Consider the following 10,565-nt stretch of genomic DNA (forward strand, 5'->3'; position numbering starts at 1 on the left):
CCGCAGCGGCACATGAAGCAGTAAATCCGAAAAAGATTTGCTGCTTTTTTTGCGTCCATTTTTGGCAAATTTCCAAAAGTTCCGTATTAGACAGTGAAACCAAAAAAGGCTGCCATTTTTTTCAGACAGCGGGCAAAACGCAGCTTCCGAAACGCCTTATTGTCGGGAAAGACCGAGCCGCCGGAAAAGTTCTTGCCGGAAAGTCCGTCCATTCTGCTCTTTTGTGGTTTGTAGGGAGTAAGGGAAAAACGCCAGCCCGCAGCCTTTTATAAAAAAAGCTGGTTATAGATTTTCTGAAAAAGTGGCAGTAGCAAGTGAACGGCAGGCCGGCAGTTTCTTAGAGCAAGATTCTACCGAGGTGCCAAAATTCGCTTATCGCTCATTTTGCCCCTGCGGGAATCTTGTTGGGGAGTGCCTTCCCCAAACCCTGCTTATGCGGCTTGCGCCGCTGAAAAACCCCTCAAAATATTTTTCGGATTTTTCAAAAACAGTTCCGCTTCACACCCTGTTTTTCTCCTATTAGTGAGAGGACACCACGCACAGAAAGGAGGTCAACCACCTATGAAACGATACAACACGCCGCACCGCAGCCGGGTAGTCAAAACACGCATGACCGAGGAAGAATACGCCGAGTTTGCCCAGCGGCTTTCTGCTTACCACATGAGCCAAGCCGAGTTTATCCGGCAAGCCATAACCGGGGCAGCCATACGCCCCATCATAACCGTTTCCCCCATCAATGACGAGCTGCTTGCCGCTGTCGGGAAGCTGACCGCCGAATACGGGAGGATCGGCGGCAACTTAAACCAGATAGCCCGGACGCTGAACGAGTGGCACAGTCCCTATCCGCAGCTTGCCGGGGAGGTACGGGCGGCGGTTTCCGACCTTGCTGCCCTAAAGTTTGAAGTCTTGCAGAAAGTGGGTGACGCTGTTGGCAACATTCAAACATATCAGCTCTAAAAACGCCGACTATGGCGCAGCGGAAGCCTATCTCACATTTGAGCATGACGAGTTTACCATGAAAGCCACCCTTGATGAAAACGGGCGGCTGATACCGAGGGAGGATTACCGCATTTCTTCCCTCAACTGCGGGGGCGAGGATTTCGCTGTTGCCTGTATGCGAGCCAATCTCCGCTATGAGAAAAACCAAAAACGGGAAGATGTGAAAAGCCACCACTATATCATCAGCTTTGACCCACGGGACGGGACAGACAACGGCTTGACCGTAGACCGGGCGCAGGAGCTGGGCGAGCAGTTCTGCAAGGAGCATTTCCCCGGACACCAAGCCCTAATCTGCACCCACCCGGACGGGCATAACCACAGCGGGAATATCCATGTGCATATCGTCATCAACTCCCTGCGGATTTACGAAGTCCCGCTTCTGCCCTACATGGACAGACCAGCCGACACACGGGCGGGCTGCAAGCACCGCTGCACCAACGCCGCTATGGAATATTTCAAGAGTGAAGTCATGGAGATGTGCCACCGGGAGGGGCTTTACCAAATCGACCTCTTGAACGGCAGCAAGGAACGGATAACGGAACGGGAATACTGGGCGGCAAAGAAAGGGCAGCTTGCCCTTGATAAAGAGAACGCTGTCAGAGAAGCCGCAGGACAGCCGACCAAGCCCACCAAGTTTGAAACGGACAAGGCGAAGCTGCGCCGGACGATACGGCAGGCACTTTCCCAAGCTGGCAGCTTTGACGAGTTTTCTTCCCTTTTGCTGCGGGAGGGCGTAACTGTCAAGGAGAGCCGGGGGCGGCTTTCCTACCTCACGCCGGACAGGACAAAGCCTATCACAGCCCGGAAGCTGGGGGACGATTTTGACAAGGCTGCTGTCCTTGCCCTGCTCACGCAGAACGCCCACAGAGCCGCCGAACAGACCAAAGCCATACCCGAATACCCCCACACCCAAAAGGGACGCTTGCGGGAGGAAAAAGCCGCAAAAACCACCCCGGCAGACAACACCTTGCAGCGCATGGTTGACCGGGAAGCCAAGCGAGCCGAGGGCAAGGGCGTGGGCTATGACCGCTGGGCGGCAAAGCACAACCTAAAGCAAATGGCAGCTACTGTTACCGCCTATCAACAGTACGGCTTTTCTTCCCCGGAGGAACTGGACGAAGCCTGTTCTGCCGCTTATGCCGCCATGCAGGAAAGCCTTACAGAGCTGAAGCAGGTGGAAAAGACGCTGAACGGGAAAAAGGAGCTGCAACGGCAGGGGCTTGCCTATTCCAAGACCCGCCCTGTCCGGGACGGGCTGAAACAGCAGAAAAACGCCAAAGCAAAAGCAGCCTACCGACAGAAGCACGAAAGCGACTTTATCATAGCAGACGCAGCCGCCCGTTATTTCAAGGAGAACGGCATTTCCAAGCTGCCGAGCTATAAAGCCCTGCAAGCAGAGATTGAAGCCCTTATCAAAGAGAAAAACAGCGGCTACAACGATTACCGGGCAAAACGGGAGGAATACCGCCGCTTACAGACTGTCAAGGGCAATATCGACCAGATTTTACGCCGGGAGCGCAAGCCTGTGAAAAGGCAGGAACAGGAACGATAAAAACCACCCCAAAATGTACCCGAACCCATACAGAACAAGGGGGCTGCCCCGTACTCTACCCGCAATACCAAAGGATTTTTTAACGGGCTTACAGGGCAGAAAAACCCCGAAAATGATACCGAGATGATACAGAATTACCGTCGATACCGCCACACCAGCGGAAACGGCAGAAAGGAGCGCACCCATGCCAAGAATGAGCAAGAAACGGCGGCTGGAATGGTCTTTTTTCCTGCGGCAAGTAAAAGTCGGGAATACCACCTGCGACCGTATCACATACAACGACCTCTGCCGGGGCTGTACCCATAGCTGTAAGCAGAGCTTCCGGGCGGTTATCATACTTTGCCCCCGCTACTACTCCAAACGCCGGAAAAAGGAGGACAGGGACAATGGCAGATAACCGCAAGTATTACTACCTCAAGCTGAAAGAGAATTTTTTTGACAGCGACTCCATTGTGCTGCTGGAAGATATGAAAGACGGGATTTTATATTCCAATATCCTCTTGAAGCTGTACTTAAAATCTCTGAAAAACGGCGGGAAGTTGCAGCTTGACGAGCATATCCCCTACACAGCGCAGATGATAGCGACACTGACCCGCCACCAGATAGGGACGGTTGAAAGGGCTTTAGAGATTTTCCGGCAGTTGGGGCTTGTGGAGCAGCTTGACAGCGGGGCTTTTTATATGACCGATATTGAGCTGATGATAGGACAGTCCTCTACCGAAGCCGAGAGAAAACGGGCTGCAAGGCTGGAAAACAAGGCACTTTTACCGCCCCGGACAAAAGGCGGACATTTGTCCGACATTCGTCCACCAGAGATAGAGATAGAGTTAGAGAAAGAGATAGAAAAAGAGAGAGAGGGAGAAACGGGACACCCCGCCCCCGCCGCTTATGGCAGATACAACAATGTGATACTGACCGATACAGAGCTTTCCGGGCTGAAAACAGAGCTGCCCGACAAGTGGGAGTATTATATTGACCGGCTTTCCTGCCATATCGCTTCCACCGGGAAGCAGTACCAGAGCCATGCAGCCACCATTTACAAGTGGGCGCAGGAGGACGCTGCCAAAGGCAAGGCTGCCCCGAAACAGGGCATACCCGATTATTCATGTAAGGAGGGCGAGAGCTTATGAAAAACGAGATTGAAGCTATGATTACGGATATTACAACCACTACCGCCGAAGCGGAGGACTACACAGGCGAGGACGGGCTTTTATACTGCGGCAAGTGCCATACGCCCAAAGAAGCCTACTTTTCAAAAGAAACCGCCCAATGGTTAGGGCATGACCGACACCCAACAGACTGCGACTGCCAGCGGGCAGCCCGTGAAAAGCAGCAAGCCGCCGAAAGCCGACAGAAGCACCTTGAAACAGTGGAGGACTTGAAACGCCGGGGCTTTGCCGACCCCGCTATGCGGAACTGGACATTTGAGCATGACAACGGCAGAAACCCACAGACCGAAACCGCCCGCTTTTATGTGGAGAGCTGGGAAACCATGCAGGCTGAAAATATCGGCTACCTGTTTTGGGGAGGCGTGGGGACAGGAAAAAGCTACCTTGCCGCCTGTATCGCCAACGCCCTTATGGAAAAAGAGGTTGCCGTTCGCATGACAAACTTTGCAACGATACTCAATGACCTTGCTGCCAGCTTTGAGGGCAGGAACGAATATATTTCCCGCCTTTGCAGCTACCCCCTGCTGATACTTGATGATTTCGGTATGGAGCGAGGGACAGAATACGGGCTGGAACAGGTTTACAGCGTGATTGACAGCCGTTACCGAAGCGGCAAGCCGCTGATCGCCACGACCAACCTCACGCTGGAGGAATTGCAGCACCCGCAGGACACACCCCACGCCCGTATCTATGACAGGCTGACTTCCATGTGCGCCCCTGTCCGCTTCACGGGCAGCAACTTCCGAAAGGAAACCGCACAGGAAAAGCTGGAACGCTTAAAGCAGCTGATGAAGCAGCGAAAGGAGAGCCTATGACAGAAACGAAACAGACAAGCACCACCAAAACAGACCGCCGCCCGGACTGTGTAACGGAAATCCGCATGGGCAACTCCGTCCTTACCGTTTCCGGCTTCTTCAAGCAGGGCGCAACCGACACCGCAGCCGACAAGATGATGAAAGTGCTGGAAGCGGAAGCTGCTACACAAAAAACGGCGATTTGACCGACCATAAAGAAGCAGATTTGACGCTTTTGCCGCTATACAGACAGCCGCCCCATGTGGTACAATCAAGGTACGGAATAGTGGGGCTGGCTGTCGGAAACGGAGGATTTTATGTTATGACAGGCCAACCAACAACCAATTACCGCCCTTTACCCAAGACTTTCCCATGAGGACGAGCTGCAAGGCGAGAGCAATTCCATTTCCAATCAGAAGCGTATCCTTGAAACCTATGCAAAGCAGAACGGCTTTTCCAATCTGCGCTGGTACACGGACGACGGTTATTCTGGTGCGAACTTTCAAAGACCCGGTTTTCAAGCCATGCTTGCGGACATTGAAGCCGGAAAAGTCGGGACAGTTATCGTAAAGGATATGTCGAGGTTAGGGCGAAACTACCTGCAAGTGGGAATGTACACAGAAATGATTTTCCCACAGAAAGGTGTCCGCTTCATCGCTATCAATGACGGAGTGGACAGCGCACAGGGCGACAATGACTTTGCCCCGTTGCGGAATATATTTAACGAATGGCTGGTGAGAGATACGAGCAAGAAAATCAAAGCAGTAAAACGCTCAAAAGGTATGAGTGGCAAGCCCATCACAAGCAAGCCTGTGTATGGCTACCTCATGGACGAGGACGAAAATTTTATTATTGACGAGGAAGCTGCACCCGTAGTCAAGCAGATATACAACCTCTGCCTTGCTGGGAATGGTCCGACTAAGATAGCCCGTATGCTCACAGAGCAGCAAATCCCCACGCCGGGGACGCTGGAATACCGCAGGACGGGCAGCACCCGCCGCTACCACCCCGGCTATGAGTGCAAGTGGGCGACTAATACCGTAGTGCATATCCTTGAAAACCGGGAATACACAGGCTGTCTGGTAAATTTCAAGACAGAAAAACTTTCTTACAAAGTCAAGCACAGTGTAGAAAATCCCCTGGAAAAGCAAGTGATTTTCGAGAACCACCACGAGCCTATCATAGACACCCAAACATGGGAACGGGTGCAGGAGCTTCGCAAACAGCGCAAACGCCCCAACCGCTATGATGAAGTGGGTTTGTTCTCCGGCATACTGTTCTGTGCGGACTGCGGCAGCGTGATGTATCAGCAGCGATACCAGACGGACAAGCGCAAGCAGGACTGTTATATCTGCGGCAACTACAAGAAGCGCACCCATGACTGTACGGCGCACTTTATCCGCACCGACCTCTTGACCGCTGGTGTACTCTCCAATCTGCGGAAAGTGACAAGCTATGCGGCAAAGCATGAAGCCCGGTTTATGAAGCTCTTGATTGAGCAGAACGAGGACGGGGGCAAGCGCAGGAACGCCGCCAAGAAAAAGGAACTGGAAGCCGCCGAGAAACGCATAGCCGAGTTATCCGCTATCTTCAAGCGGCTGTATGAGGACAGCGTGACCGGGCGCATATCAGACGAGCGTTTCACAGAGCTGTCGGCAGACTATGAAGCAGAACAACGGGAGCTGAAAGAAAGAGCCGCCGCTATCCAAGCGGAGCTTTCCAAAGCACAGGAAGCCACCGTGAACGCAGAAAAGTTTATGAATGTTGTCCGGCGGCATACCAGCTTTGAAGAACTTACCCCTACTCTGCTGCGGGAGTTTGTAGAGAAAATCGTTGTGCATGAGTGCAGCTATGACGAGAACAAGACCCGCAGACAGGACATTGAGATTTATTATTCTTTTGTTGGCAAGGTGGACTTGCCCGAATAACCGCCCGACCTATCCGACACAATGCGCAAGTGCCGGATAGGAACGGCAAAATTTTTTACACTTCTTTTACTTCTTTATCTCACTTGAGCAAAGAGCCAGGGCATGAAGCAGTTCATGGCTAATTAGTTGGAACAAAAAACGAAAGGAAAAGCACAATCCAGACGGTATCAGCGGCAGGCTACAAGAATAAATTGTGATTTCACAAGATTGGTGCTATAATAAGAGAAAAGTTCCTGCCGGGGCAGCCGCCCCGGTGGTATAGATAGAAAGGCAGGAAAACAATATGCACATCAGCTATAAGCCACTCTGGCACACACTGTTAGAGCGTGATATGAGAAAAGAGGATTTAAGGCTTGCCGCTGGTATGACAACAAATATGATTGCCAACATGAGCAAAGAGGGAAAGCACATCAGCATGGACACATTAGCCCGTATCTGCGAAACGCTGAATTGTGAGATTACCGATGTGATTGAGTTAGTACCAGACGAGCCTGCTTCCACAGGAGGTAAGGAACATGAGCGAATTGAAACCAAGAATAACGGAAAACGGAATTGATTATATCCTTGTCGGAGATTATTACATCCCGGACTTGAAACTGCCGGAGGAACACCGCCCTATCGGAAAGTACGGACGGATGCACCGGGAATATTTAAGGGAAGTCCACCCAGCCAGATTGAATACATTGATACTGACCGGGGAATTGTGGACATATCTTGCAGACCTGAACGAACAGGCACAGGAACGGTTAGACACCATCATGGAGCAGATGAAAACTGCCGAGGGCGTAACCGAGGAATTGAAGCGTACCCACCAAATGGAATGGGTGCAGCGTTGCAATAACATTCATAACCGGGCAGAAGAAATTGTTTTGCATGAGATGATTTATTCATAACGGGAGCAATTAAATCGGAGGTATATAAGATGATTGAAATTGTATTTGGTGAAAGTGCCTGTGGAAGTTTGAAAATTGCCCAAACTTACGGCAAGGGAAAGTATAGAGGAAGTGCTGTTTCAATATTTATGAGGCATGAAGACGGGAGTGTTCCATCTTCAGATGAAATGAAAAAAGCACAGCTTCAAGCACAGGAACAAGAACGCATTGCTTGGGAGAATGCTATTCCATTGGGAGGCAAGAGCTGTGATGTTTATTGTTTTGATATGGCTCTTAGTGTGGGAGATATTTCTGATAATGGAATTGGCGAACAGCGGAAAAATGTTTTCAAGAAAATGCTGTCTGTCTGCTTTGTAGAGGATTTAGATTATCAGGTTGAAGAAAAAATACAGAAAATTAAAACTACATTGACCTCAGTGATTGAACGATATGTAGCTGGGGAAGAAATTCGCATTTGGTATAGCTATAATCCAGATGAGCTTTGTGGTATGTATTGGCTTATGAAACAACTTCAACCCTTAAACTGCCAGACAACAATTTATTTGGTTAAGTTACCTACATGGGAATATGGAAAAGAAAATACTATGACATCCAAAATAGCATGGGGCGAGGTCTCTCCTGGCGAATGGGGAAACTATATAACTCTACAAGAGAAAGCTAATCCTGTATTTCTTTCAGCTTGTGCTATGAAATGGAATCAACTTCAAAATGAAAATGCACCTTTGCGTGCAATGTTAAATGGTAAATTGCAAAGCGTTTCAGAAGATATATATGATAGTTTCATTCTTCGTGAAATTGCGGAACAGCCAGAGCAATTCAAAATGGCTATTGTCATAGGTAATGTTTTAGGAAAATATCAACTTGGAATTAGTGATGTATGGATTTCCAATCGCATTGATAAAATGCTTGAAGATGGTGTGTTGGAAATTATACAGGACGCACCAAAGGGAGAAACAAATTATCGCCGAATATTAAGAAAACGAATGAAGTAATAACCACAGCACAAACCGCTGCTACATGGAATCCAACAAACCATGCAACAGCGGTTTTCCTTTACCGTTTTTTCCTCTGGTTGATAGGCGTTCCCGTTTTCTTTGATTTTTGGAGAATCCGAATAAGCCAGCGAAATTCTTCATCTGACAGATTTTTATAGTTGATACCGAGCTGCTTGCAGTAAAGCACTGCCAGTTTTTCCAAACGGCTGCCCTTGAAATTTTCGACCGCTTCCAGATTTTCTTTCAGTTCATTGGCAACAGTGGTCTGGGGCGCACTCTCACTATCCTTTTTATGGGTTTCCCGAATATCCCGGATAATCAGGTTTAGGTCATCCAGAACCATGTGGCTGAAATATTCATCATCACTGATATGGGCGGCTTGCAGCACTTTCAAATGTGGGTCATCTTCGCCAGGGCGATACCGTTCTATGATTTCATGTCGGACAGTATCGACAAGGGTGTTGAGGTTTTGAATCTGCATGGTGGCAATCCCATCCACATAAATCTCAATGTCCGCAAGAAACTTGATAAAGTCCTTATGGGTGGCAAGTTCGCAGAGCAGACGGTTGTTGATCCGACCGCTTTTCAGAAGTGCAACCATTTCATCGTTCAAATGCAGCTCCGTCAGTGGCGTGTTGATCTGCTCCCTGTTCTCTGTCCGGCACAGCAGATAATCGACGGAAACCCCATAGAAGTCTGCCAGCGTGATAAGGTTGCCATGATTGATTTCCTTAAAATCTTCTTTTTCATAACTGCCAAGGGCTGATTAGAAATACCCGTTAGTTTTGATAGTTCTTCCAGATTTAAGCCTTTGTCCTTGCGGAGTTCCCAAAGGCGTTCCTGTATGCTTGTTGCTCCTTTCATGGGCACACGCTCCTTTCCAACGGTTTCATTGCTGCCGCTTATCTGGATTATATCACACTTTCCGTAATCGTGGAAATTTCTGATTTTTACCCTTAATTCCTACTTTGTGGACATACGGCACAGGGCACAAAAATGTTCTATGATACAGGTAGTTCATCGATGGATTATTCCAATCGAATGACCAGCCTGTGTGGGATATGCTTCCCCGGCGATGTAGCGCCATGAATTTTGGCAGGGATATGGAGGAACCCTGACCAAAACGAGCGTACCAAAGGGAGCGATACGCCGCTGTGAGATTCAGGGGAGGAACGACACCGGGGAGAACTGGCGAACTGACACCGAAATGATACCGAAACACAACAATCTGATAGGGGGACAGTCTACCCTATCGCTGATACTTCGGGAGATTTTAAGCGGCTCTATGGCTGTAATTTTACCGAAAATCGCCCCGAAACCATACACTAAAACGGGAGGAAGCGCAATATGCCGAGAATGAGCAAAAAGAGGAAGTATGAGCTTTCCTTTTACCTCAATGACCGGGGGCGTGTCACTTACAACGAATTATGCCGGAAATGCCAGCATGGGTGCAAGCAGAGCTTCCGGGCGGTTGTGATTGACTGCCCCTGTTATTTATCCAAACGAGCAAAGAAAAAGGAGGAACACACAGAATGAATTTTGAATTTATGACGATAGACACACCATTGCCGCCCTGTATGCCTTTTCCCAGAGCGTTGACAGGATTTCCAGTCAGCAGCACCGCAAAGGTCATGTACTGCCGGATGCTGGACGCTATGCTCTCCAAAGGGCAGGAGGACGAGAACGGAATCCTCTTTGTCTGCTTCCCTGTCACAGCCATTGCCGCAGTCCTGTCCCGCAGCTCCATGACGGTCAAGCGTTCTCTGAATGAACTGGAAACTGCCGGACTTATCATGCGGGTGCGTCAGGGCATTGGAGAACCAAACCGGATTTATGTGCTGATACCGGGAAAGGAGGACGCTGCCCTTGCCTGATACCTCAAAGCTGGAAAAACTCAATCGGGAGTTGGAAAAAAGCGAAAAGAAACTGCGGAAAGCCATCAATGATGAAAAGGCATTGCAGCACCAGTTGAAACAGCTTACCCGAAAGGAACGGACGCACCGGCTCTGTACCCGTGGCGGTATGCTGGAAAGTTTTCTGCAAGAGCCGGAACGCCTGACAGATGATGATGTCATGCTGTTGTTGAAACTCATTTTTCACAGACAGGACACGCAGGAACTATTGAAAAAACTGCTGGAACGGGAGATGCCGGAACCCCCTTAGTTTACTAAGGGCGCAATTATACACCACCCAAAGGTTGGTGCATTGCGTTCTCCGAAGGCTCCTCGCCGGAGG

General features: G+C 49.7%; 14 protein-coding genes and 2 pseudogenes. 14 read left to right on the forward strand and 2 right to left on the reverse strand.

Features of this window, described 5'->3' with window-relative positions; translation table 11 throughout:
* Positions 1-86: 86 nt before the first annotated feature.
* The gene (locus PGS38_RS17100) at positions 87-212 is read right to left on the reverse strand and encodes a hypothetical protein (RefSeq protein ID WP_007037420.1); all 126 of its coding nucleotides are present in this window, start codon (positions 210-212) and stop codon (positions 87-89) included.
* Between the two features lie 349 nt (positions 213-561).
* On the opposite strand from PGS38_RS17100, the gene PGS38_RS17105 reads away from it, so the two are divergent.
* From PGS38_RS17105 to PGS38_RS17150, 11 genes and pseudogenes are all read left to right on the forward strand, one after another.
* Positions 562-957 carry a plasmid mobilization protein gene (locus PGS38_RS17105; RefSeq protein WP_002594236.1) on the forward strand — a complete coding sequence of 132 codons (396 nt, stop codon included), beginning with the start codon at positions 562-564 and terminating at the stop codon, positions 955-957.
* The gene (locus PGS38_RS17110) at positions 929-2,551 is read left to right on the forward strand and encodes a relaxase/mobilization nuclease domain-containing protein (RefSeq protein ID WP_270476443.1); all 1,623 of its coding nucleotides are present in this window, start codon (positions 929-931) and stop codon (positions 2,549-2,551) included. Before PGS38_RS17105 ends, PGS38_RS17110 begins: the two co-directional genes overlap by 29 nt.
* 184 nt (positions 2,552-2,735) lie before the next feature.
* Positions 2,736-2,948 (forward strand): hypothetical protein, encoded by a 213-nt coding sequence (locus PGS38_RS17115; RefSeq protein WP_005927784.1) that lies wholly within the window; start codon positions 2,736-2,738, stop codon positions 2,946-2,948.
* The gene (locus PGS38_RS17120) at positions 2,938-3,681 is read left to right on the forward strand and encodes a phage replisome organizer N-terminal domain-containing protein (protein WP_109215853.1); all 744 of its coding nucleotides are present in this window, start codon (positions 2,938-2,940) and stop codon (positions 3,679-3,681) included. Before PGS38_RS17115 ends, PGS38_RS17120 begins: the two co-directional genes overlap by 11 nt.
* Positions 3,678-4,535: an ATP-binding protein gene (locus tag PGS38_RS17125; RefSeq protein WP_098924872.1), complete on the forward strand. Its 858-nt coding sequence runs from the start codon at positions 3,678-3,680 to the stop codon at positions 4,533-4,535. Before PGS38_RS17120 ends, PGS38_RS17125 begins: the two co-directional genes overlap by 4 nt.
* A complete protein-coding gene (locus PGS38_RS17130; protein WP_002569233.1) occupies positions 4,532-4,720 on the forward strand; it encodes a transposon-encoded TnpW family protein in 189 nt (62 codons plus the stop codon). The genes PGS38_RS17125 and PGS38_RS17130 overlap by 4 nt, the downstream gene beginning before the upstream one ends.
* 138 nt (positions 4,721-4,858) lie before the next feature.
* Complete coding sequence (locus tag PGS38_RS17135; RefSeq protein WP_270476444.1) at positions 4,859-6,442, forward strand: recombinase family protein; 1,584 nt, start codon at positions 4,859-4,861, stop codon at positions 6,440-6,442.
* A gap of 21 nt (positions 6,443-6,463) precedes the next feature.
* Positions 6,464-6,526: pseudogene (locus PGS38_RS17940) on the forward strand (Maff2 family mobile element protein); the annotation flags it as partial.
* Positions 6,527-6,725: 199 nt separating this feature from the next.
* Positions 6,726-6,998: a helix-turn-helix domain-containing protein gene (locus PGS38_RS17140; RefSeq protein ID WP_002593556.1), complete on the forward strand. Its 273-nt coding sequence runs from the start codon at positions 6,726-6,728 to the stop codon at positions 6,996-6,998.
* Positions 6,958-7,335 carry a TnpV protein gene (locus PGS38_RS17145; RefSeq protein WP_005927690.1) on the forward strand — a complete coding sequence of 126 codons (378 nt, stop codon included), beginning with the start codon at positions 6,958-6,960 and terminating at the stop codon, positions 7,333-7,335. The genes PGS38_RS17140 and PGS38_RS17145 overlap by 41 nt, the downstream gene beginning before the upstream one ends.
* Positions 7,336-7,364: 29 nt before the next feature.
* Positions 7,365-8,327: a DUF3658 domain-containing protein gene (locus PGS38_RS17150; RefSeq protein ID WP_005927687.1), complete on the forward strand. Its 963-nt coding sequence runs from the start codon at positions 7,365-7,367 to the stop codon at positions 8,325-8,327.
* Between the two features lie 61 nt (positions 8,328-8,388).
* Here the strand turns inward: PGS38_RS17150 and PGS38_RS17155 are convergent.
* Positions 8,389-9,194, reverse strand: a pseudogene (locus PGS38_RS17155) (helix-turn-helix domain-containing protein).
* Between the two features lie 483 nt (positions 9,195-9,677).
* Between PGS38_RS17155 and PGS38_RS17160 the strand changes: the two are divergent.
* The 3 genes from PGS38_RS17160 to PGS38_RS17170 are packed head-to-tail and all read left to right on the forward strand — an operon-like array spanning position 9,678 to position 10,493.
* Positions 9,678-9,866 carry a hypothetical protein gene (locus PGS38_RS17160; protein WP_005927683.1) on the forward strand — a complete coding sequence of 63 codons (189 nt, stop codon included), beginning with the start codon at positions 9,678-9,680 and terminating at the stop codon, positions 9,864-9,866.
* On the forward strand, positions 9,863-10,204 hold the full coding sequence (locus tag PGS38_RS17165; protein WP_005927681.1) for a DeoR family transcriptional regulator: 342 nt from the start codon (positions 9,863-9,865) through the stop codon (positions 10,202-10,204). Before PGS38_RS17160 ends, PGS38_RS17165 begins: the two co-directional genes overlap by 4 nt.
* Complete coding sequence (locus tag PGS38_RS17170; RefSeq protein WP_005927679.1) at positions 10,197-10,493, forward strand: DUF3847 domain-containing protein; 297 nt, start codon at positions 10,197-10,199, stop codon at positions 10,491-10,493. The genes PGS38_RS17165 and PGS38_RS17170 overlap by 8 nt, the downstream gene beginning before the upstream one ends.
* Positions 10,494-10,565: the final 72 nt, after the last annotated feature.

Origin of the sequence: Fusicatenibacter saccharivorans (assembly GCF_027667425.1) — a bacterium.
Classification (GTDB): Bacteria; Bacillota; Clostridia; order Lachnospirales; family Lachnospiraceae; genus Fusicatenibacter; species Fusicatenibacter saccharivorans.

What these genes read in the sequence shown, in the direction of transcription:
- PGS38_RS17100 (WP_007037420.1), bottom strand. Translation starts at nt 212, where the DNA reads ATGGACGGACTTTCCGGCAAGAACTTTTCCGGCGGCTCGGTCTTTCCC.
- PGS38_RS17105 (WP_002594236.1), top strand. Translation starts at nt 562, where the DNA reads ATGAAACGATACAACACGCCGCACCGCAGCCGGGTAGTCAAAACACGC.
- PGS38_RS17115 (WP_005927784.1), top strand. Translation starts at nt 2,736, where the DNA reads ATGCCAAGAATGAGCAAGAAACGGCGGCTGGAATGGTCTTTTTTCCTG.
- PGS38_RS17120 (WP_109215853.1), top strand. Translation starts at nt 2,938, where the DNA reads ATGGCAGATAACCGCAAGTATTACTACCTCAAGCTGAAAGAGAATTTT.
- PGS38_RS17125 (WP_098924872.1), top strand. Translation starts at nt 3,678, where the DNA reads ATGAAAAACGAGATTGAAGCTATGATTACGGATATTACAACCACTACC.
- PGS38_RS17130 (WP_002569233.1), top strand. Translation starts at nt 4,532, where the DNA reads ATGACAGAAACGAAACAGACAAGCACCACCAAAACAGACCGCCGCCCG.
- PGS38_RS17140 (WP_002593556.1), top strand. Translation starts at nt 6,726, where the DNA reads ATGCACATCAGCTATAAGCCACTCTGGCACACACTGTTAGAGCGTGAT.
- PGS38_RS17145 (WP_005927690.1), top strand. Translation starts at nt 6,958, where the DNA reads ATGAGCGAATTGAAACCAAGAATAACGGAAAACGGAATTGATTATATC.
- PGS38_RS17150 (WP_005927687.1), top strand. Translation starts at nt 7,365, where the DNA reads ATGATTGAAATTGTATTTGGTGAAAGTGCCTGTGGAAGTTTGAAAATT.
- PGS38_RS17160 (WP_005927683.1), top strand. Translation starts at nt 9,678, where the DNA reads ATGCCGAGAATGAGCAAAAAGAGGAAGTATGAGCTTTCCTTTTACCTC.
- PGS38_RS17165 (WP_005927681.1), top strand. Translation starts at nt 9,863, where the DNA reads ATGAATTTTGAATTTATGACGATAGACACACCATTGCCGCCCTGTATG.